Below are 19,984 nucleotides of genomic sequence, written 5' to 3'. Positions count from 1 at the left end.
GATGCGCCTATTTCAGGCGCATCGAGTTCAGCGAGACTGTAATCGAAGAGGTGGACATCGCCAAGGCCGCTGCGAGGGGCGTCGCAAGGCCGACAAGCGCCAGAGGCACCGCGACGACGTTGTAGCCCGCCGAGATCGCGAAATTCTCCTTGATGCGGCGCCGCGCCTGCCCCGCGATGCGCAGGGCATCGCCCACCGGCGCCAGATCGGCGCCCAAGAGCACGATATCCGAGGCCGTGCGCGCCGCATCGAGCGCCGAGGCGGGCGAGATCGAGACATGCGCCGCGGCAAGCGCCGCCGTGTCGTTGAGCCCGTCACCCACCATCAGCACGCGCTTGCCCTGCCCCATCAGATCGGCGATCAGCGCCGCCTTTTCGGCGGGCAGCGCCCCCGAATACCATTCGGTGATGCCGAGCTTGCCCGCCAGCGCCGAAACCGCGGTCTCGACATCGCCCGACACCATCAGCACCCGCTTGCCCTGTGCGGTGAGCAGCGCCACCGCCTCGGCCGCGCCGGTGCGCAGATGGTCGGAGAAGCGGAAGGTGACCGGCGGCGCCTCGCCCAGACGCAGATGCGTGGCGGTCGCGGCGCAGGGCTCGGCTCCCACCCAGTCGGCACGCCCCAGACGCAGGGAAAGACGGCCCAGACGCCCCTCGATGCCGAAGCCGGGCACCTCGCGCAGATCGTCAAGCGTGACGGGCCGGATCTCGCGTGCCTCGGCCGCGGCAAGGATCGCCTTGGCGAGCGGATGCGACGAGGCGACGGCCAGCGCCGCCGCGACGGAGAGGGTTTCCTCGTCGATCGTGTCGCTCTCTTCCAGCACCGGCGTGCCCATGGTCAGCGTGCCGGTCTTGTCGAACACCACCGTGTCGACCTCGGCCAGACGTTCGAGCGCGGTGCCGTCCTTGATCAGCAGGCCCTTGCGGAAGAGCTTTCCGCTCGCCGCGGTGATCACGGCGGGAACCGCGAGACCCAGCGCGCAGGGGCAGGTGATGATCAGCACGGCGGCCGAGATATTGACGGCAAAGCGCACATCGCCGCCCGTGGCATACATCCAGTAGCCAAAGGCGGAAAACGACAGCGCATGCACCATCGGCGAGTAAAACCGCGCGGCGCGTTCGGCCAAGGTCGTGTAGCGGGTCTTGGCGCTTTCGGCCATCGCCACCAGATCGGCCATGCGGTGCAGCGAACTGTCCTTGCCCGCCGCGGTGACGCGCAGCGTGAGCGGCCCGGTCAGGTTCACCTCGCCCGCCGACAGCATCGTGCCGGGGCCGACATAGACCGGCAGGGTTTCCCCGGTCAAAAGCGAGCGGTCGGTTTCCGACGTGCCCTCCGTCACCTCGCCATCGGCCGGGATGCGGCCGCCCGGGCGCACCCGGATCAGATCGCCCGGTTTCAGATCGGCCACCGCCACGATCATCTCGACGCCATCGCGCAGAAGGTTCGCGCGCGGCACTTCGAGCGCGGCCAGTTCCTCGGCAGCCGAGCGGGCAACGGCGCGGGTGCGGTAATCAAGGTAGCGGCCGACCAGCAGGAAGAAGGACAGCATCACGGCGGCGTCGAAATAGGCGTGATGGCCGTGGTGCATCGTTTCGAAGATCGAGATCGACGAGGCCAGAATCAACGCCAGCGAGATCGGCACATCCATGTTGACGCGGCCATGTTTCAGCCCGCCCCAGGCGGAGCTGAAGAAGGGTTGGCCGACAAAGACCACGGTCGGCAGCGCGATGGCGGCGGAAATCCAGTGGAACATGTCGCGCGTCGCGGCCTCGGCCCCCGACCAGACCGCGATCGACAGGAGCATGATGTTCATCATCGCGAAACCGGCAACGCCGATCCGCATCAGAAGGTCCCGGCCGCGCTTGTCGGTCTCGGTCGCCGAGAGCATGCCGGGGTCAAGCTCGTAGGCCTCGTAGCCGATCTTGCCCAAGGCTTCGACCAGCGCATCGGCGGCGACATTGGCCTCGGCATCGATCGAAACGCGCTTCAGCGTCAGGTTGACCCGCGCCGAGCGGACGCCCGGATAAGCCTCCATCTCGCGTTCCACATCGGTGATGCAGACCGCGCAATGGGCGGTGGGCAGCGACAGCATGATCCGCGCCCCCTTGATATCGCCCGATTTCGCCAGCTCTTCCGCCGAGGGGGCGGCGAGGCAGGCCGGGCAGGCCGAAGCCTGAAGGTGATCTTCGGCGGCCTCCGCAGAGGAGGCCACCGACGCGAGAGGGGCAGCAGTCATCAGGCTCAGCCTTCGATGAGGAAGTCGAGGCGCTGCTGGAACAGCACCCCGTCAGCAGATTTGGCAGAGAGGTGGATCAGCCAGGCCCCGGGGGCAAGGCTGAGGGCCGCGGTATAGACGCCGTTGGTCAGCGTCATCACCGGCGTCTTGTCCTCGGCGGCCATGGTGGTGCGGCCGACCAGAACCTCGAGCTGGCCGAGGGGGGCGGGTTGGCCCGCCCGGTCACGGATGTCGAGCGTCAGCACGCCATTGGCGTAGGACGGTTTCACCGTCCAGCCCAGCCGTTCCTGCGCGGCGCGATCGGCGTCGAAGGTCTGCGAGGCGACATAGGAATTCGCCACCTCGAGCCCGGGGAAGGTCTTCACCGCCTGCACCGCCATCGTCACGTTGACGGCGATGATCAGCCCGAAGAAGGCCACGAACATCAGCAAGACCTTGCGCCCGGTCAGCGGTTTCGCCATCTCAGTTCCCCTTGCCGTTGAAGACGGTGTCGGCCGAGTCGCGAACCGGCTCCTCGACGCCCACTTGTTCGACCCAGATCTTGATATCCGACCGCTTCGCATCGGCGAAGTTCGAACCGGGCGCCGCTTCCAGATAGAGACGCTGGTTGTAAAGCTGGTCAGCCGGGACAGTGACGGTGTCGCCCTCCTGCCCTTCCAGCGTCAGTTTCAGCGCCTTGGCCTGGGCTTCATCCTCGGAGCTGACCGAGATCCGGAAGCTTTCCTCGGAGCCGTGCTTGTTGCGGATGCGCAGGGTGTAGATATTGCGGATCGTGCCGTCGGATTGCGTCACGAACAACGGATCGCGGTTCGGCGTGACGTTGAAGTCCAAGGGCGAGCGCAGGAACAGCGCGACGACCAGCGCGACGCCGAAGCCCGCCCAGAGGGTGAAATACAGGAGCGTGCGCGGACGCAGCACGTGTTTCCAGATATTCGTGACCTTGTTGCCGGCGCGCTCGTTCGCCTCGTCCTTCAGCGCCATGTAGCCCACAAGGCCGCGCGGCTTGCCGATCTTGTCCATCATCTCGTTGCAGGCGTCGATGCAAAGACCGCAGGTGATGCATTCGAGCTGCTGGCCGTTGCGGATGTCGATGCCCATCGGGCAGACGTTGACGCAGGCCATGCAGTCGATGCAGTCGCCCTGCCCCTCGGCCAGCTTCTCGTTCTTCTGCAGCTTGCCGCGCGGCTCGCCACGCCATTCGCGGTAGGCGATGGTGATCGTGTCCTCGTCCATCATCGCGGCCTGAATGCGCGGCCACGGGCAGGCGTAGATGCACATCTGTTCGCGGGCGAAGCCGCCAAAGGCAAAGGTCGTCGCGGTGGCAATGGCGATGGTGGTATAGGCGATCGGCGAAGCGTCTCCGGTGAGGAGATCAGAAAGCAGCGTCGGCGCATCGGTGAAATAGAACACCCATGCCCCCCCGGTGGCGAGACCGATGAACAGCCAGAGCCCCCATTTGATCAGCCGCTTGCGGATCTTCTCGGCATTCCACGCCTGACGGTGCAGGCGGATGCGGTTGTTGCGGTCGCCCTCGACCCAGCGCTCGACCAGGATGTACAGGTCGGTCCAGACCGTCTGCGGGCAGGCATAGCCGCACCAGATCCGGCCCAGCGCCGAGGTGAAAAGGAAAAGACCAAGCCCCGCCATGATCAGAAGGCCCGCGACGAAGTAGAATTCGTGCGGCCAGATCTCGAGCCCGAAAAAGAAGAAGCGCCGGTTCGCCAGATCGAGCAGAACCGCCTGATCGGGCAAGGCTGCGCCCCGGTCCCAACGGATCCAGGGCGTGATGTAGTAGATGCCGAGCATGATCGCCATCAGCACCCATTTGAGCGAACGGAACTTGCCGGAAATGCGTCTGGGGAAAATCGGCTCGCGCGCGAAATAAAGCGGCGCGTCGTTGGGACTTGGTTCGTTGGCGCTCACGGGTAACTCCGTTGGCTGGGCTCTGTCCTGACGGGATTGAACAGGAACGGGCCGGGTTTGCAACTGCACCTTAAAGCTATATTGCCGATGCAGCTTTTTGGACGTGCTTTCCCCCGGAAACGGGCATTTCGACCATTGTGTCCCCTTGATCGGAGGAGCCAAGGGGCAGATATGTTGAAACGCACCGACGCCCCAGGAAACGCGCGAACAGGACGGGGCGTCGGTGCTACCCGGGGGGTCAGGCACCCCCCCGGGATCAGGTTTCCAGCTTATTGACCGCCACCAAGGCTGTGGACGTAGGAGGCCACGGCCCGGATCTGCGCTTCGCTCAGACGCGGTTTCGCACCCGGCTCGGCCCAGCTCCACGACGGCATGACACCGCCACGTCCATGCTGGATCGTGGTGGTGATCGTCGCCGCATCGCCGCCATAGAGCCAGATCCCGTCGGTCAGGTTCGGCGCGCCGGTTTCCACGTTGCCCTTGGCGTCTTCGCCATGGCAGACGACGCAGTTGTCGGCAAAGAGCTGCTGACCGGCGGTCGCCTTGGCTTCGTCGGCAGTCTGCCCCGAGATCTTCAGGACATATTGCACCACATCGTCGATCTGCGCCGGTTCGAGCAGCTGGTCGTCAAGATGCGCGGGCATGTTGGCGACCGGCAGCGTGTCCGGATCCTTCGGATCGCGGATGCCGTGCAGCACGTCGTTGTAGATCGTCTCGAGCGAGCCGCCATGCAGCCAGTCGCCGTCGAGCAGGCTCGGGAAGCCCTTGTTGCCGCCCGCGCCCGCCCCGTGGCACTGCGCGCACCAGGTCCGGAACACCGCCGCGCCCGCGTTGCGGGTATAGGTCACGAGTTCCGGATCATTGGCGATCGCATTGAGGTCGGTCGCAACCAGCTTGTCCTCGATCGGCTTGTTCATTTCGGCGAACTTGGCGATCTCCTTGTCGACATCGGCACGGGTCGAAGACCCGAGCACGCCCGGCGTCGCCCCCGATGCGAAGATCGGCCAGGCCGGCATCGCGATCGAATAGGCCACACCCCAGACGATGGTGGCGTAGAAGGTCCACAGCCACCAGCGCGGCAGCGGTGTATTCAGTTCTTCGATGCCGTCCCACTGGTGTCCAGTGGTCTGCACCTCTTTCTTGGTCGTCGGTTTTTTGCTCATCTCCACGCCTCCTTACCGCGTGGCGCCGTCGTCGTAGCCGAGGCTCTCGCCTCAGCCGCGATCGGCGGGTTTGTCTTCATGCCGGAAAGGGATGTTCGCGATATCGTCGTGAACCTTGGTGGAACCGGGCCGGAAAGCCCAGATCACGGCCCCGATGAAGGTGAGCAAGAGCGCAAGCGCTGCCCAGCTGTCGGCGAATTCACGCAAGATATGATAGTCCATCCCCAGCTCCTTTAGCGACTTGCCACGGGTTGGAAGGTCGAGAAGTCGACCATCGTACCGAGCACCTGCAGATAGGCGATCAGCGCATCCATCTCCGTCAGGCCGGGTTTGCCATCGAAGTTGCGGATGTTGACCTTCTCGCCGTAGTTCGCCACCAGCGTGGTGCTGTCAGCGTCCGGATCCGCCTGACCGACGAAGTCGGCCTTGGCGGCGGCGATCATTTCAGGTGTGTAGGGCACACCCACGAGGGCGTCCGTGGACAGACGGTCCTCGATATAGGTGTTATCCAGCGGCACGTTGGCCAGATAGCTGTAGCTCGGCATCACCGATTCCGGCACCACCGACTGCGGGTTCGACAGGTGCTCGACATGCCAGGCATCCGAGTAACGGCCGCCCACGCGGGCGAGGTCGGGCCCCGTCCGTTTCGAGCCCCACTGGAACGGGTGGTCGTACATCGACTCCGCCGCCAGCGAGTAGTGACCGTAACGCTCCACCTCGTCGCGCATCGGGCGGATCATCTGCGAGTGGCAGACATAGCAGCCCTCGCGGATGTAGATGTCCCGACCCGTGAGTTCGAGGGGGGTGTAGGGACGCATCCCGTCCACCTTCTCGATGGTGTTCTCGAGGTAGAACAGCGGCGCGATTTCCACGATGCCACCGATGGTGACGACGAGGAAGGCGAAGATCAGGAGCAGCGTCGCGTTCTTTTCCAGAACGTGGTGTTTGTCCATGATTGACATGTGCGTTGCTCCTTATTCCGCCGGAACCGCAACGGCGATCTCGGCCGTCTTCGGTTGTTTCGCGACCGTGGCCCAGAGGTTGTAGGCCATGATCAGACCGCCGGTCAGATAGAGGACGCCGCCGGTGCCGCGCACCACGTACATCGGGAACTTCGCAGCCACGGTGTCGGCGAAGGCGTTCACGAGGAAGCCCTGCGCGTCGACTTCACGCCACATCAGGCCTTCCATGATGCCGGTGACCCACATCGACGAGGCGTAGAGCACGATGCCGATCGTGGCGAGCCAGAAGTGCCAGCTGACGAGTTTGAGCGAGTAGAGACCCGAACGGCCCCACAGGCGCGGCGTCAGGAAGTAGAGCATGCCGAAGGTGATCATGCCGTTCCAGCCGAGCGCACCGGAGTGCACGTGACCGATGGTCCAGTCCGTGTAGTGCGAGAGCGAGTTCACCGCCTTGATCGACATCATCGGGCCTTCGAAGGTCGACATGCCGTAAAAGCCGATCGAGACCACCATCATCCGGATGACCGGATCGGTGCGCAGCTTGTCCCAGGCGCCCGAGAGCGTCATCAGACCGTTGATCATGCCACCCCAGGACGGCATCCACAGGATCACCGACATCACCATGCCGAGCGTCGAAGCCCAATCCGGCAGGGCGGTGTAGTGCAGATGGTGCGGACCGGCCCAGATGTAGAGGAAGATCAGCGCCCAGAAGTGGACGATCGAGAGCTTGTAGGAATAGACGGGACGTTCGGCTTGTTTCGGCACGAAGTAGTACATCATGCCCAGGAAGCCCGCGGTGAGGAAGAAGCCCACGGCGTTGTGGCCGTACCACCATTGCGTCATCGCATCCTGCACGCCGGCCATCAGCTGCACCGATTTGGTGCCGAAGATCGAAACCGGAATGGCCAGGTTGTTGACGATGTGCAGCATGGCGATCGTCACGATGAACGACAGGTAGAACCAGTTCGCCACGTAGATGTGGGGTTCCTTGCGCTTGAAGATCGTGCCGAGGAAGGCGATCAGATAGGCCACCCAGACGACCGCGACGAGGATGTCGAGGTGCCAGTTCAGCTCGGCATATTCCTTGCCCTGCGAGCCGCCGAGCAGATAGGACGAGGCCGCCGTCACGATGATCAGCTGCCAGCCCCAGAACACGAACCAGCCCAGCGCGGTGCCACCGAAGAGACGAGCTGCCGAGGTGCGTTGCACAACGTAGAAAGCCGAAGCGATCAGGGCGTTGCCGCCGAAAGCGAAGATCACGGCCGAGGTGTGCAGCGGACGCATGCGCCCGAAGTTGAACATCCCGTTACCGAGTTCGATGTTCAGTTGCGGGAAGGCCAGCTGGAAGGCAATGATGACGGCCACGAGAAAGCCGACAATGCCCCAGAAGGTGGTTGCGATCACGCCGGCGCGGATCACGCCGTCGAAATATTCGTCTTTGGAGGGCTTGGGGTCCCCCATGGTGCGCAGCACCCAGATGAACGCGATCACGGCCGCAAGTGCGACCTCGACCATGTTCACCATGTATGCCAGATCTCGCGCCTGACTGGCGGCGTAAGCGGCCAAAGCCGCTACGACGCCAAGCGCGATCAGCTTGACGTAATCCCACATGTTTTTTGCGTCCCTTCGCGTTTTTTCAATCCCGTCCCGACGATTCGGCCGGAGCGGGAAGTCTCTCTCTTGTGCTTTGTGACCGCAGGATATGACACCCGCTTTGACCTTGATCAAACTCTTGACAAGAGGGTGCGGCGGTTCGTCGCACGGTGGCACAGTGTCCACTTGAAACCTTGATCCGCGTCAAGGCGTAACCCTCTTGAAACCGTTAATTTAAGGGCAGAATCGGCACGCGGAGGGGTCTCATGGCCTATAAAACAGTTTTGACGATTGTGACGGATGTCTCACAGGCCCGACTTCAGCTTGAGTCGGCAGTGGCAGTTGCCCGCGCCGAAGATGCCCATCTGGAAGTGCTCTGCATGGGCGTCGACCGGACCCAGACGGGCTATTATTACGCGGGGGCCACGGCCTTCGTGCAACAGGAGGTTCTCGACCGGGCGCAAGACGAAGCACGCGAGTTGGAACGGTCCATGCGCGAGCGTCTCGCCTCCGAACAGATCCGCTGGAGCAGCGAAGCCGTGGTGGCCCAGATCGGCGCGATCGCGACGGTCGTGGGGCTGCGCGCCCGCTTTGCCGACCTTGTCGTGATGGGGCATCCCTATGGCAAGGGGCGTGGTCAGGAACTCGAAGCGGCGGTCGAAGCCGCGCTGTTCGAGGGGCAGTCGCCCGTGATGATCATGCCCGATGCGCCCGTGCCCTCGCTCGCGCCGCGGCGCGTGGTGGTGGCGTGGAACCAGTCGAACGAGGCGATGAATGCGATCCGCAAGGCGCTGCCGCTTCTGAAGGCGGCGTCGCTCGTGGACATTACGGTGATCGATCCGCCCGCACACGGACCCGAACGGTCCGATCCGGGCGGGCAGCTGAGCCAATGGTTGGCGCGGCATGGCGTGAAGGTCGAAGTGTCGGTTCTGGCCAAGACGCTGCCGCGGATCTCGGATGTGATCAACCGCCATGTCCGCGACACGTCGTCGGAAATGGTGGTGATGGGCGCCTATGGTCACTCGCGCTTCCGCGAGGCGATCCTGGGCGGGGCGACGCGCAACATGCTCGAGATGGCCGAAGTGCCCGTGCTGATGGCGCATTGAGACAAGAGACGACGAGACTACCACTCCGGCAACAAGAAACGGCGCCCCGCGGGGCGCCGTTCCACGTTCGGGCAAAGGCTCAGTCGACCTTGGTCCAGGTCTGCGACTTGCAGATCAGCCCACCGACGACGCAGCCCGAGAGCTTCATCGACCCGCCCGAAAGCGCGATCTTGCCGATGTAGATCTTGTCGTTCGACGGCCGCCAGACCTTGCCCGCATAGGCCCCCTCCCCCGCAGGCACCATGTCGATCACGATCTCCTTGCCGACATTGGGCGAGTCGTAAGGCCCGCTGTCCTTGAACGACTGCACGATCGTGCCGCAGAAGGCCGGACCGCAGGGCGCGATCTTCACATGCGCATAGGCGCCGTCATCGGGCTGCGTCTGCCACAGCCCCTCGATCGGATCCGCCGCAGCCATGCCCGCCACAAGGCTCAGGCAAGCCGCCATCAGGGTCGTCTTCATCGGTGTCTCCTCCCGGTTTCCCTGCGCGTCATTGCGCCACGGGCGCCGATTCCCGGCAAGCCCGACGTGGCGTCGCACACAGTCTTGGCAAGCGCCCCCCCCGCGTGGCAAGAGGCGGGCAGCGACAAGGAGCCAGCCCATGATCCTCTACCCGGCAATCGACCTCAAGGACGGCAACTGCGTGCGGCTTCTGCACGGCGAGATGGACAAGGCCACGGTCTTCGGCACCGATCCCGCGGCGCAGGCCGCGAAATTCGAGGCCGCGGGCTGCGAATGGGTCCATCTGGTGGACCTCAACGGCGCCTTTGCGGGCGAGCCGGTGAACGGCGCCGCGGTCGAGGCGATCCTCGCCCGCATCACCGTGCCCGCACAGCTGGGCGGCGGCATCCGCGACATGGCCACGATCGAGCGCTGGCTCTCGAAGGGCCTCGCGCGCGTCATCCTCGGCACCGTGGCGGTGGAAAACCCCGACCTCGTGCGCGCGGCCGCGAAGGCCTTCCCCGGTCAGGTGGCCGTGGGCATCGACGCCCGGAACGGCAAGGTTGCGACCAAGGGCTGGGCGACCGAGACCGATGTGATGGTCACCGATCTGGCGAAAAGCTTCGAGGACGCGGGCGTGGCCGCGATCATCTACACCGACATCATGCGCGACGGCGCGATGACCGGCCCGAACATCGAGGCGACCGAGGCCCTCGCGCGGGCGGTCTCGATCCCGGTGATCGCCTCGGGCGGTGTGTCCTCGCTGCCCGACCTGATCGCGCTGCGCGACACCGGCGTGATCGCCGGGGCGATCTCGGGCCGCGCGATCTATGACGGCGCGCTCGATCTGACGGCGGCGCTTGCGGCGCTGAAGGCGTAAGGGGGCGCTGCCCCCGTCCCTGCGGGACTCCCCCGGGATATTTGCGGCAAGATAAAAGCCGATCCCCTTTATCTTGCGACAAATATCCCGGGGTGCGGGGCAGAGCCCCGCTGCGCGCTTTCCAAGCCGCGCCGCGCCCGCTAGAAAGGCGCCAAAGGAGTGCCCCATGCTCAAGACGCGCATCATTCCCTGCCTCGACGTGGCCGACGGTCGCGTGGTGAAAGGCGTGAACTTCGTCAACCTGATCGACGCGGGCGACCCGGTCGAGGCCGCCAAGGCCTATGACGCGGCGGGCGCGGACGAGCTGTGCTTTCTCGACATCCACGCCACACATGAAAACCGCGGCACGATGTTCGATCTGGTCACCCGCACCGCCGAGCAATGTTTCATGCCGCTGACCGTGGGCGGCGGGGTGCGCACCCACAATGACGTGCGCGCGCTGCTGCTCGCGGGCGCCGACAAGGTCAGCTTCAACTCGGCCGCCGTCGCGAACCCGGATGTTGTGGCGGAAGCCGCGGATCGCTTCGGCAGCCAGTGCATCGTCGTCGCCATCGACGCGAAGACGGTCGAACCGGGCCGCTGGGAGATCTTCACCCATGGCGGACGCAAGTCCACCGGCATCGACGCGGTCGAATTCGCCCGCACCGTCGAGGCGAAAGGCGCGGGGGAAATCCTGCTCACCTCGATGGACCGCGACGGCACGAAAGCCGGGTTCAACCTGCCGCTGACCCGTGCCATTGCCGATGCGGTGAAGATCCCGGTGATCGCCTCGGGCGGCGTCGGCACGCTTGATCACCTTGTCGAGGGCGTGACCGAGGGCCATGCCTCGGCCGTGCTTGCCGCCTCGATCTTCCACTTCGGCACCTACACGATCGGCGAGGCCAAGGCCCATATGGCCGCCGCCGGCATCCCGATGAGGCTTGCATGACCGCCCTTTCCCGCCTTGCCGCCACCGTCGAAGCTCGCAAGGGCGCGGACCCCGACAGCTCCTGGACCGCGAAGCTCTTCGCCAAGGGCCCGGAAAAATGCGCCGAGAAATTCGGCGAGGAAGCGGTCGAAGCGATCATCGCCGCGGTGAAGAACGACCGCGAAAACCTCGTCTATGAAGCCGCCGACGTGCTTTACCACCTGACCGTGATGCTCGCCGCCCGCGATGTGAGCATGGACGAGGTGCTGGCGGAACTCGACCGCCGCGCGGGCACGTCGGGCATTGCCGAAAAGGCATCGCGCGGCTGAAAGGTCGCGGCCAAGCCCCTTGCCGAATCCCCCGCCCCGCCCGCAGGCTGATCGCAAGGGGGAAGGAAAATGAGTGCAACACCCAAGGGTTACTGGGTCGGCCATGTGACGGTGGACGATCCGCAGGCCTATCAGGCCTATCGCGAAGCGAATGCCGTAGCCTTCGCGAAATACGGGGCGCGCTTCCTTGTCCGCGGCGGCGAGATGGAAGTGGTGGAGGGCGATCTGCGGCACCGCACCATCGTCATCGAATTTCCAAGCCTTGCCATCGCCCGCGCCTGCTATCTGAGCCCGGAATACCAGCACGCCATGGCGCTGCGCACCCCGGTCTCGGACGCGGACATCTGTATCGTCGAGGGCTGGATCGGTTAGCCGATCTGCCCGCGGACCCCGCCGGTCTGGGCGCGATCCAGCAGCAGGTGATCGAGGATCACGCAGGCCATCATCGCCTCGGCCACCGGCACGGCGCGGATACCGACGCAGGGATCGTGGCGGCCCTTCGTGACCACCTCGACCGCTTCGCCCGCGGTGTTGATCGAGCGGCGCGACGTCAGGATCGAAGAGGTCGGCTTGACCGACATCCGCACCACGATCGGTTGCCCGGTGGTGATGCCGCCCAGAATACCGCCCGCGTGGTTCGACAGATATTCCGGCCCATTCGGCCCCATCACGATCTCGTCGGCATTCTCGGTGCCCAGAAGCGCCGCCGCCGCCATGCCTTCGCCGATCTCGACGCCCTTGACGGCGTTGATCGTCATCATCGCGGCCGCCAGATCGCTGTCCATCTTCGCATAAATCGGCGCACCAAGGCCCACGGGGCAGCCCGTTGCCACCACCTCGACCGCCGCCCCGACCGAGTTCTGATCCTTGCGGATCGCGGCCAGATAGTCGGTCCATTCCTCGACGGCCGAAGCATCGGGCAGGAAGAACGGGTTGCGCAGGATCTCTGCGGCATCGAAATGCGCCCGGTTCAGATGCTTTTCGCCCATCTGCACCATGTAGCCGGTGATCGTCAGGCCCGGCACCAGCGCCTTCAGCACCGCCTGCGCGACACCGCCCGCCGCCACCCGCGCCGCGGTTTCCCGCGCCGAGGAGCGCCCGCCGCCGCGGTGATCGCGGATGCCGTATTTCTGATGATAGGTGATGTCGGCATGGCCCGGGCGGAACTGCCGCGAAATCTCGCCGTAATCCTTGCTGCGCTGATCGGTGTTCTCGATCATCAGCTGGATCGGCGTGCCGGTCGTGCGCCCCTCGAAGGTGCCCGAGAGGATCCGCACCCGGTCGGGCTCCTGCCGCTGCGTCGTCATCGCCGACTGGCCCGGACGACGGCGGTCCAGAAAGACCTGAATGAACTCCTCCGAAATCTCGATGCCGGGCGGGCAGCCATCGACCGTGGCGCCCAGCGCCGGCCCGTGGCTTTCGCCCCAGGTGGTGACGCGGAAGATGTGACCGAAGCTGTTGAACGACATGGGCGCCTCCGTTTGCATCTGCCTTAAGCCAAGGCCGCGCGGCGATAAAGCGGGAATTGACCGCAAGCGCGGTCGCCCGTTTGCCGCTGCGACAGCGCAAATACCGGATTTATCCCCGGAAATCGTCCGCGTTTACGACTTATCCACGATAATCTGCTTTACACAAAGGCCAGCAGGCCCCACGATATCTAGTAGAGACGGCTGGGATAACTGCCGCTCATAGTAGCCCTTGCGAATCCTTGCGGGGCTTTGAACGGGGCATACAGGCGAGCAGGGGGACGCATGGCACTGAGCGAAGATTTCCTCGACGGTTCCGATCTTCACCCGATCGACGTGGTCGAGAACGTGGCCCTCGCTTACGAATGGGAATTTGACCGCGTCGCGCATGATCAGATCGCGATGACGGTGGAGGGGCAGTGGCGGTCCTATGCGATCACGCTGGCCTGGTCGGATGGCGAAGAGACGCTGCGGCTGATCTCGACCTTCGAGATCGACCCGCCGAAAGAGCGCGAAGCCGCGCTGTTCGAACTGCTGAATGCGATCAACGATCAGTGCTGGACCGGGGCCTTCACCTATTGGTGCGAGCAACGGCTGATGGTCTGGCGCTATGGGCTGGTGCTGGCGGGCGGCCAGTTCGCCGCGCATGAGCAGATCGACCGGATGATCCGGTCGGCGCTGACGGTGTCGGAACGTTTCTACCCGGCGATGCAGCTGGCGACATGGGGCAATGAAACCCCGGAAGCGGCGATGAAAGTCGCCATTGCCGAGGCTTACGGGCGCGCCTAATCTCCCGTCCAAAAGGGAGATGCGAATGGATTTCACCGACATCGAGGCGCGGGGGCTGGTGCTTCTGGGCTGTGGCAAGATGGGCTCGGCACTCTTGTCGGGCTGGCTGCGGCAGGGGTTGAAGCCCGCCGCCGTGCATGTGGTCGAACCGTTTCCGAGCGATTGGCTGAAAGCCTCGGGCGTGGCGCTGAATGGTGCCCTGCCCGCGGCGCCTGCGGTGGTTCTGGTGGCCGTGAAGCCGCAGATGATGGCCGAGGCCCTACCCGGTCTGCAGGCGATGGGAGGCGGCAAGACGCTTTTCGTCACCGTCGCCGCGGGTACGACGCTTTCGAAATATGCTGCGATTCTGGGGACTTCCACCCCGGTCGTGCGGGCGATGCCGAACACGCCCGCCGCCATTGGCCGCGGCATCACCGCGATCTGCGGCAATGGGGTGGCGACGCAAGCGCATCTGGACCTTGCCGAGGGGCTGCTTTCGGCCGTGGGTCAGGTCGTGCGGCTTGAGGGTGAGCATCAGATGGATGCGGTCACCGCCCTTTCCGGCTCCGGCCCGGCCTATGTCTTTCATCTGATCGAGACGCTGGCGGCGGCGGGCGAGGCCGAGGGGCTTCCCGCCGATCTGGCGATGAAGCTGGCCAAGGCAACCGTCGGCGGCGCCGGGCAACTGGCCGAAGACGCTGCGGAAAGCCCTGCGCAATTGCGCATCAATGTCACCTCGCCGGGCGGCACGACGGCAGCGGCGCTCGCGCATCTGATGGAGCCTGAGACCGGCTTTCCGGGGCTTTTGAAGCGCGCGGTCAAGGCCGCGGCCGACCGCGGGCGGGAACTGGGCAAATGAGCGAGATCACTTACGACGACTTCGCCAAGGTCGACATCCGCGTTGGCCGCGTCATCGACGTGCAGCCCTTCCCCGAGGCGCGCAAGCCCGCCTTCAAGGTCTGGGTCGATTACGGCCCCGAGATCGGCGTGAAGAAATCCTCGGTGCAGATCACCGTCCACTACACCCCGGAAACGCTGCTCGGCCGTCAGGTTCTGGGCGTCGTGAACTTCCCGCCGCGCCAGATCGGGCCGTTCCGCTCCGAAGCTCTGGTGCTGGGCCTGCCCGATGAAACCGGCGCCGTGGTGCTGATCGGCCCGGGCCATGACGTACCGCTGGGCGGAAAGCTCTTTTGATGCGGGTTCTGGTGACGCGGGCGCTGACGCGGCGGGTCGAGACGATCCTGCGTGAGGAGTTCGATGCCGAGTTCCGCACCCACGACGCGCCGATGGCGCTGTCCGAGGCGCAGGACGCCCTTGCCACTTATGACGCGATCCTGCCGACGCTCGGCGATGCGCTGCGGGCCGAGGCCTTCAGCGGCCCCATCCGCGCGAAATTGCTCGCGAATTTCGGTGTTGGCGTGAACCATATCGACGTCGCGGCCGCGAAGGCCGCGGGGCTTGCCGTCACCAACACGCCGGGCGCCGTCACCGATGCGACGGCCGATATTGCAATGACGCTGCTGCTGATGTCAGCCCGCCGCGCCTCGGAAGGCGAGCGGATGCTGCGCCGCGGCGATTGGACTGGTTGGGCACCAACGCAGATGCTGGGGGCGCATGTCACCGGCAAGCGGCTGGGGGTCATCGGCATGGGCCGGATCGGGCAAGCGGTGGCGAAACGCGCCCATTACGGCTTCGGGATGCAGGTCATCTATGCCTCGCGCAGCCCGAAAACCCTGGATTTCCCGGCCCGGCCCGCGGCACTGCGCGATCTGCTCGCCTCGGTCGATTTCGTCGTTCTGGCGGTGCCCGCAACGCCCGAGACGCGGCACATGATCGGCGCGGCGGAACTGGCGCTGATGGCGCCACATGCCCATCTGATCAATGTCGCGCGCGGCGATGTGGTGGACGAGGCCGCGCTGATCGAGGCCCTGACCGCGGGTCGCATCGGTGGCGCCGGGCTTGATGTCTATGAACGCGAGCCAAGCGTCCCCCCTGCCCTGATCGCGCTTGAAAATGTCACGCTCCTGCCGCATCTGGGCACCGCGACCGAGGAGGTCCGCGACGCGATGGGGATGATGGCGGTCGCCAATCTGCGTGCTTTCCGTGACGGCATCCCGCTGCCAAACCCCGTTTGAAGGCTTGACGACGGCGCCGCGCAGTCGGAATTTGACCCCGACCCTGGGGGAGCTTTCATGTATCAGCCAGCCATCACCGCAACCGGCGTCTTCGTGCCGCCCGATGCGATTTCGAACGACGACCTTGTGGCCGCCTTCAACGCCTTCGCCGATCGGTTCAACGCCGAGCATGCCGACCGGATCGCCGAAGGCGAGTTGAGCCCGATCGAGCATTCCTCCTCCGAGTTCATCCTCAAGGCCTCGGGGATCGAGAACCGCTATGTGATGGATCGCAAAGGCGTTCTCGACCCCGACCGGATGTATCCGGCGCTGCGGCAGCGCTCGGATGACGAGCCCGGGATCATGGCGGAAATGGCCGTCGATGCCTGCCAAAAGGCGCTGGCGAAAGCCGGGCGCACGGGGGCGGAGGTCGATCTGGTGATCTGTGCGGCCTCCAACATGGAGCGCGCCTATCCGGCTGTTGCCATCGAGATCCAGAAGCTTCTGGGCGCGACCGGCTTCGCCTTCGACATGAACGTCGCCTGTTCTTCGGCCACCTTCGGGATTCAGGCCGCCGCCGATATGATCCGCGCGGGCTCGGTGCGCCGGGCGCTGGTGGTGAACCCCGAGATCACCTCGGGGCATCTCGAGTGGCGCGACCGCGATTGCCATTTCATCTTCGGCGATGTGGCGACGGCGGTGCTGATCGAACGGCAGGAAGATGCGCGCCACGGATTTGCAATCCGCTCCGTGAAATGCGCGACCGAGTTTTCCAACAACATCCGCAACAACAACGGGTTTCTGCGCCGGACCCGGCCTGATGGGCTGAGCGATCGGCGCGACATGCAGTTCATGCAGGAGGGCCGCAAGGTCTTCAAGGAAGTGCTGCCGCTGGTGTCGGCGCATATCCTGCATCATCTGGAAACCGAGGGCGTGGCGGCCAGCGATCTGAAACGGCTCTGGCTGCATCAGGCGAACAAGACGATGAACGATTTCATCGGCCGCAAGGTGCTGGGGCGCGACCCCTTGCCCGGGGAACAGCCGAACATCCTGCAAGAGTTTGCGAATACATCCTCGGCCGGGTCGATCATCGCCTTTGACCGGTTCTCGGACGACATGGCCCCGGGCGAGCGGGGGCTGATCTGCTCCTTCGGCGCGGGCTATTCGGTCGGCTCGGTGATCGTCGAGCGGTTCTGAAACGGCGTCGTCGGGCGGATCAGGACAGGCACGACCTTTCCTTTTCCGCCCGAACCGGCCGTTTTACTCTGCCGCCCAAGCCTCCACCGGCGGGCAGGTGCAGACCAGATTGCGGTCGCCATAGACGTTGTCGACGCGCCCCACCGGCGGCCAGTATTTGTCAACCCGGAAGGCGCCCGGCGGGAAGCAGCCCTGCTCGCGGCTGTATTTCCGGTCCCACTCGGCCACCAGATCCTCGACCGTATGCGGGGCGTGATGCAGCGGGCTGTCCTCTGCCGAAATCCGGCCCTCGGCCACGTCGCGGACCTCTTCGCGAATGGCCAGCATCGCGGTGATGAAGCGGTCGATCTCGGCCTTGGTCTCGCTTTCCGTGGGCTCGACCATCAGAGTGCCCGCCACCGGCCAGGACATCGTTGGCGCATGGAACCCGTTGTCGATCAACCGCTTGGCGATATCATCGACACTGACGCCGACCTCGGCAAAGGGCCGGGTGTCCAGAATGCATTCATGCGCCACCCGCCCCCGGTTACCCATGAACAGGATCGGATATTCGGATTTCAGCCGCGCCGCGATGTAGTTGGCATTGAGGATCGCCACCCGCGTCGCCTGCGCCAGCCCCTCGCCCCCCATCATCAGGCAATAGGCCCAGGAAATCAGCAGGATCGACGCCGAGCCATAGGGCGCGGCCGAGACCGCCCCCTCGCGTCCGTCGGTCTCGACATGGCCCGGCAGATAGGGCGCCAGATGCGCCTTGACGCCGATCGGCCCCATGCCGGGGCCGCCACCGCCATGCGGAATGGCAAAGGTCTTGTGCAGGTTGAGGTGGCTCACGTCCGAGCCGCATTCACCCGGCTTCACCAGCCCGACCAGCGCGTTCATATTCGCGCCGTCCATGTAGACCTGCCCGCCATGGCGATGGGTGATCGCGCAGATCTCCTTCACCGTCTCTTCGAACACGCCGTGGGTCGAGGGATAGGTGATCATGCAGGCCGCGAGCCGATCGCCCGCCGCGGCCGCCTTGTCTGCGAAATCTTCCAGATCCACATCGCCATTCGGCGCGGATTTGACCACGACCACCTTCATCCCCGCCATCGCCGCCGAGGCCGGGTTGGTGCCATGCGCCGAGACCGGGATCAGACAGATATCGCGCTCCCCCTGCCCCCGCGCGCGGTGATAGGCGGCGATCGTCATCAGCCCGGCATATTCGCCCTGCGCCCCGGAATTGGGCTGCATCGAAAACGCATCATAGCCGGTGATTTCGCACAGCTTCGCCGTCAGATCCTCGATCATCTCGGCATAGCCGCCCGCCTGATCGGCGGGAACGAAGGGGTGCAGCGAGTTGTAGCGATGCCAGGTCAGCGGCGCCATTTCCGCCGCGGCATTCAGCTTCATCGTGCACGACCCCAAGGGGATCATCGCCCGATCCAGCGCCAGATCGCGGTCAGACAGGCGACGCATGTAGCGCATCATCTCCGACTCGGCGCGGTTCATGTGAAAGACCGGATGCGTCAGATAGTCGGTTTCGCGCGCCATTTCCGCCGGGAACCCAAGGGCGTCGCCCATCGGCGGCACGGATTTGATGCCGAAACTGTCGAGCAGACGCACCAGCACATCCTCGTCCGTCAGTTCGTCAATCGAGATGCCGACACGCCCTTCGCCCACCTTGCGCAGGTTGATGCCATGCTGGCGCGCGGCGGCCATGATGCCCTGCTGCCCCACGCCCACCCGCACGGTGATCGTGTCGAAAAACGCCTGCGGCGCCACATCGGCCCCGGCGGCGACCAGCGCATCGCGCACGCGGACCGCATTCAGATGCACCCGCTCGGCAATCGCGCGCAGCCCCTTCGGCCCGTGGAAGACGGCATAGAAACTGGCGATCACCGCCAAAAGCGCCTGCGCCGTGCAGACGTTCGACGTGGCCTTTTCGCGGCGGATATGCTGTTCGCGCGTTTGCAGCGACAGCCGGTAGGCCTTGTTGCCCCGCGCATCGATCGAGACACCGACGATCCGCCCCGGCATCGTGCGCTTGAGACTGTCGCGGCAGGACATGAAGGCGGCATGCGGGCCACCAAAGCCCATCGGCACGCCAAAGCGCTGCGCCGAGCCGACCGCAATATCGGCCCCCATCGCGCCCGGTTCCTTCAGCAGACACAGCGCCAGCAGATCCGTCGCCACCACCGCAATCGCCCCCGCCGCATGCAGCATCGCGATGTAATCGGTGAAGTCGCGGACATGGCCATAGGTGCCCGGATACTGGAAAATCGCCCCGAAAACCGCATCGGGCACCAGCTCGTCGGGCTGGCCCTTGACGATCTCGATGCCGAACGGCGCGGCCCGGGTTTCGAGCACCGCCACCGTCTGCGGATGCAGGTTCAGGTCCACAAAGAACGCCCGCGCCTTCGACTTGGCCGAGCGTTCCGCCATCATCATCGCCTCGGCCGCTGCGGTGGCCTCATCCAGAAGCGAGGCATTCGCCACCGGCAGTCCGGTCAGATCGGCGACCATGGTCTGATAGTTCAGCAGCGCTTCCAAGCGGCCCTGCGCGATTTCCGGCTGATAGGGGGTGTAGGCGGTATACCAGGCCGGGTTTTCCAGCACGTTGCGCTGGATCGCGGGCGGCGTCGCGGTGCCGTAATAGCCCTGCCCGATCAGCGAGGTCATCACCGCATTCTTCTTTTGCACCTCGCGCAGCTTGTCGTGCAGCTCGTGCTCGGTCATCGGCGGCCAGCTGAGCGGCTTGGCCTGCCGGATCGCCTGCGGCACCGTCTCGTCGATCAGCGCGTCGAGGCTGGGCACCCCCACCACCTTGAGCATCTCCGCCATCTCGGACGGGCTCGGCCCGATGTGGCGGCGGTTGGCGAAATCGTAAGGGTCGTAATCGGTGGGGGTGAAGCTCAT

General features: G+C 65.1%; 20 protein-coding genes. 10 read left to right on the top strand and 10 right to left on the bottom strand.

Going from position 1 to position 19,984, the window contains the following annotated elements; all coding sequences use genetic code 11:
- Positions 1-7: 7 nt before the first annotated feature.
- From C8J30_RS11400 to ccoN, 7 genes are all read right to left on the bottom strand, one after another.
- Positions 8-2,236 (bottom strand): cation-translocating P-type ATPase, encoded by a 2,229-nt coding sequence (locus C8J30_RS11400; RefSeq protein ID WP_110805976.1) that lies wholly within the window; start codon positions 2,234-2,236, stop codon positions 8-10.
- Between the two features lie 5 nt (positions 2,237-2,241).
- Positions 2,242-2,697 (bottom strand): FixH family protein, encoded by a 456-nt coding sequence (locus C8J30_RS11395; RefSeq protein ID WP_110805975.1) that lies wholly within the window; start codon positions 2,695-2,697, stop codon positions 2,242-2,244.
- A gap of 1 nt (position 2,698) precedes the next feature.
- The gene (gene ccoG / locus C8J30_RS11390) at positions 2,699-4,159 is read right to left on the bottom strand and encodes a cytochrome c oxidase accessory protein CcoG (protein WP_110805974.1); all 1,461 of its coding nucleotides are present in this window, start codon (positions 4,157-4,159) and stop codon (positions 2,699-2,701) included.
- Positions 4,160-4,428: 269 nt separating this feature from the next.
- Positions 4,429-5,322 carry a cytochrome-c oxidase, cbb3-type subunit III gene (gene ccoP / locus C8J30_RS11385; RefSeq protein WP_110805973.1) on the bottom strand — a complete coding sequence of 298 codons (894 nt, stop codon included), beginning with the start codon at positions 5,320-5,322 and terminating at the stop codon, positions 4,429-4,431.
- Between the two features lie 51 nt (positions 5,323-5,373).
- A complete protein-coding gene (locus tag C8J30_RS11380; protein ID WP_110805972.1) occupies positions 5,374-5,544 on the bottom strand; it encodes a cbb3-type cytochrome oxidase subunit 3 in 171 nt (56 codons plus the stop codon).
- 11 nt (positions 5,545-5,555) lie between these two features.
- Positions 5,556-6,284, bottom strand: a complete 729-nt coding sequence (ccoO, locus tag C8J30_RS11375) for a cytochrome-c oxidase, cbb3-type subunit II (protein ID WP_110805971.1) — start codon at positions 6,282-6,284, stop codon at positions 5,556-5,558.
- A 12-nt stretch (positions 6,285-6,296) separates the two neighbouring features.
- On the bottom strand, positions 6,297-7,895 hold the full coding sequence (gene ccoN, locus C8J30_RS11370) for a cytochrome-c oxidase, cbb3-type subunit I (protein WP_110805970.1): 1,599 nt from the start codon (positions 7,893-7,895) through the stop codon (positions 6,297-6,299).
- A 248-nt stretch (positions 7,896-8,143) separates the two neighbouring features.
- On the opposite strand from ccoN, the gene C8J30_RS11365 reads away from it, so the two are divergent.
- Positions 8,144-8,983 (top strand): universal stress protein, encoded by an 840-nt coding sequence (locus C8J30_RS11365; RefSeq protein WP_110805969.1) that lies wholly within the window; start codon positions 8,144-8,146, stop codon positions 8,981-8,983.
- A gap of 79 nt (positions 8,984-9,062) precedes the next feature.
- On the opposite strand, the gene C8J30_RS11360 is transcribed toward C8J30_RS11365, so the two are convergent.
- Positions 9,063-9,446, bottom strand: a complete 384-nt coding sequence (locus C8J30_RS11360) for a DUF2147 domain-containing protein (RefSeq protein ID WP_110805968.1) — start codon at positions 9,444-9,446, stop codon at positions 9,063-9,065.
- A 139-nt stretch (positions 9,447-9,585) separates the two neighbouring features.
- Between C8J30_RS11360 and hisA the strand changes: the two genes are divergently transcribed.
- The 4 genes from hisA to C8J30_RS11340 all read left to right on the top strand — a co-directional run bounded on the left by hisA (position 9,586) and on the right by C8J30_RS11340 (position 11,913).
- A complete protein-coding gene (gene hisA, locus C8J30_RS11355; RefSeq protein ID WP_110805967.1) occupies positions 9,586-10,305 on the top strand; it encodes a 1-(5-phosphoribosyl)-5-[(5-phosphoribosylamino)methylideneamino]imidazole-4-carboxamide isomerase in 720 nt (239 codons plus the stop codon).
- Positions 10,306-10,471: 166 nt separating this feature from the next.
- Entirely contained in the window at positions 10,472-11,233 is a 762-nt protein-coding gene (hisF, locus tag C8J30_RS11350) for an imidazole glycerol phosphate synthase subunit HisF (RefSeq protein ID WP_110805966.1), read from the top strand.
- The gene (locus tag C8J30_RS11345; protein ID WP_110805965.1) at positions 11,230-11,541 is read left to right on the top strand and encodes a phosphoribosyl-ATP diphosphatase; all 312 of its coding nucleotides are present in this window, start codon (positions 11,230-11,232) and stop codon (positions 11,539-11,541) included. Before hisF ends, C8J30_RS11345 begins: the two co-directional genes overlap by 4 nt.
- 69 nt (positions 11,542-11,610) lie before the next feature.
- The gene (locus C8J30_RS11340; protein WP_110805964.1) at positions 11,611-11,913 is read left to right on the top strand and encodes a DUF1330 domain-containing protein; all 303 of its coding nucleotides are present in this window, start codon (positions 11,611-11,613) and stop codon (positions 11,911-11,913) included.
- On the opposite strand, the gene aroC is transcribed toward C8J30_RS11340, so the two are convergent.
- Positions 11,910-13,010: a chorismate synthase gene (aroC, locus tag C8J30_RS11335; protein WP_110806057.1), complete on the bottom strand. Its 1,101-nt coding sequence runs from the start codon at positions 13,008-13,010 to the stop codon at positions 11,910-11,912. The genes C8J30_RS11340 and aroC overlap by 4 nt on opposite strands.
- Before the next feature lie 282 nt (positions 13,011-13,292).
- Here aroC and C8J30_RS11330 point away from each other — a divergent pair, with 282 nt between their 5' ends.
- The 5 genes from C8J30_RS11330 to C8J30_RS11310 are packed head-to-tail and all read left to right on the top strand — an operon-like array spanning position 13,293 to position 17,086.
- Positions 13,293-13,796, top strand: a complete 504-nt coding sequence (locus C8J30_RS11330) for a type III secretion system chaperone family protein (RefSeq protein ID WP_110805963.1) — start codon at positions 13,293-13,295, stop codon at positions 13,794-13,796.
- Positions 13,797-13,821: 25 nt separating this feature from the next.
- Positions 13,822-14,634, top strand: a complete 813-nt coding sequence (gene proC / locus C8J30_RS11325) for a pyrroline-5-carboxylate reductase (protein ID WP_110805962.1) — start codon at positions 13,822-13,824, stop codon at positions 14,632-14,634.
- On the top strand, positions 14,631-14,969 hold the full coding sequence (locus tag C8J30_RS11320) for a tRNA-binding protein (protein WP_110805961.1): 339 nt from the start codon (positions 14,631-14,633) through the stop codon (positions 14,967-14,969). The genes proC and C8J30_RS11320 overlap by 4 nt, the downstream gene beginning before the upstream one ends.
- Positions 14,969-15,910, top strand: a complete 942-nt coding sequence (locus C8J30_RS11315; RefSeq protein WP_110805960.1) for a 2-hydroxyacid dehydrogenase — start codon at positions 14,969-14,971, stop codon at positions 15,908-15,910. The genes C8J30_RS11320 and C8J30_RS11315 overlap by 1 nt, the downstream gene beginning before the upstream one ends.
- 57 nt (positions 15,911-15,967) lie before the next feature.
- Positions 15,968-17,086 (top strand): beta-ketoacyl-ACP synthase III, encoded by a 1,119-nt coding sequence (locus C8J30_RS11310; protein WP_110805959.1) that lies wholly within the window; start codon positions 15,968-15,970, stop codon positions 17,084-17,086.
- 63 nt (positions 17,087-17,149) lie between these two features.
- Here C8J30_RS11310 and gcvP read toward each other — a convergent pair whose 3' ends face one another.
- Complete coding sequence (gcvP, locus tag C8J30_RS11305) at positions 17,150-19,984, bottom strand: aminomethyl-transferring glycine dehydrogenase (RefSeq protein ID WP_110805958.1); 2,835 nt, start codon at positions 19,982-19,984, stop codon at positions 17,150-17,152.

Origin of the sequence: Rhodobacter viridis (genome assembly GCF_003217355.1) — a bacterium.
Lineage (GTDB): Bacteria > Pseudomonadota > Alphaproteobacteria > Rhodobacterales > Rhodobacteraceae > Rhodobacter > Rhodobacter viridis.
This window is presented reverse-complemented; position numbering and strand designations above follow the sequence as displayed.

Bases quoted from the DNA above. Each gene is read 5' to 3' on its own strand.
- C8J30_RS11400 (WP_110805976.1), bottom strand. From the start codon at position 2,236: ATGACTGCTGCCCCTCTCGCGTCGGTGGCCTCCTCTGCGGAGGCCGCC.
- C8J30_RS11395 (WP_110805975.1), bottom strand. From the start codon at position 2,697: ATGGCGAAACCGCTGACCGGGCGCAAGGTCTTGCTGATGTTCGTGGCC.
- ccoP (WP_110805973.1), bottom strand. From the start codon at position 5,322: ATGAGCAAAAAACCGACGACCAAGAAAGAGGTGCAGACCACTGGACAC.
- C8J30_RS11380 (WP_110805972.1), bottom strand. From the start codon at position 5,544: ATGGACTATCATATCTTGCGTGAATTCGCCGACAGCTGGGCAGCGCTT.
- ccoO (WP_110805971.1), bottom strand. From the start codon at position 6,284: ATGTCAATCATGGACAAACACCACGTTCTGGAAAAGAACGCGACGCTG.
- ccoN (WP_110805970.1), bottom strand. From the start codon at position 7,895: ATGTGGGATTACGTCAAGCTGATCGCGCTTGGCGTCGTAGCGGCTTTG.
- C8J30_RS11365 (WP_110805969.1), top strand. From the start codon at position 8,144: ATGGCCTATAAAACAGTTTTGACGATTGTGACGGATGTCTCACAGGCC.
- C8J30_RS11360 (WP_110805968.1), bottom strand. From the start codon at position 9,446: ATGAAGACGACCCTGATGGCGGCTTGCCTGAGCCTTGTGGCGGGCATG.
- hisA (WP_110805967.1), top strand. From the start codon at position 9,586: ATGATCCTCTACCCGGCAATCGACCTCAAGGACGGCAACTGCGTGCGG.
- hisF (WP_110805966.1), top strand. From the start codon at position 10,472: ATGCTCAAGACGCGCATCATTCCCTGCCTCGACGTGGCCGACGGTCGC.
- C8J30_RS11345 (WP_110805965.1), top strand. From the start codon at position 11,230: ATGACCGCCCTTTCCCGCCTTGCCGCCACCGTCGAAGCTCGCAAGGGC.
- C8J30_RS11340 (WP_110805964.1), top strand. From the start codon at position 11,611: ATGAGTGCAACACCCAAGGGTTACTGGGTCGGCCATGTGACGGTGGAC.
- aroC (WP_110806057.1), bottom strand. From the start codon at position 13,010: ATGTCGTTCAACAGCTTCGGTCACATCTTCCGCGTCACCACCTGGGGC.
- C8J30_RS11330 (WP_110805963.1), top strand. From the start codon at position 13,293: ATGGCACTGAGCGAAGATTTCCTCGACGGTTCCGATCTTCACCCGATC.
- proC (WP_110805962.1), top strand. From the start codon at position 13,822: ATGGATTTCACCGACATCGAGGCGCGGGGGCTGGTGCTTCTGGGCTGT.
- C8J30_RS11320 (WP_110805961.1), top strand. From the start codon at position 14,631: ATGAGCGAGATCACTTACGACGACTTCGCCAAGGTCGACATCCGCGTT.
- C8J30_RS11315 (WP_110805960.1), top strand. From the start codon at position 14,969: ATGCGGGTTCTGGTGACGCGGGCGCTGACGCGGCGGGTCGAGACGATC.
- C8J30_RS11310 (WP_110805959.1), top strand. From the start codon at position 15,968: ATGTATCAGCCAGCCATCACCGCAACCGGCGTCTTCGTGCCGCCCGAT.
- gcvP (WP_110805958.1), bottom strand. From the start codon at position 19,984: ATGAGCTTCACCCCCACCGATTACGACCCTTACGATTTCGCCAACCGC.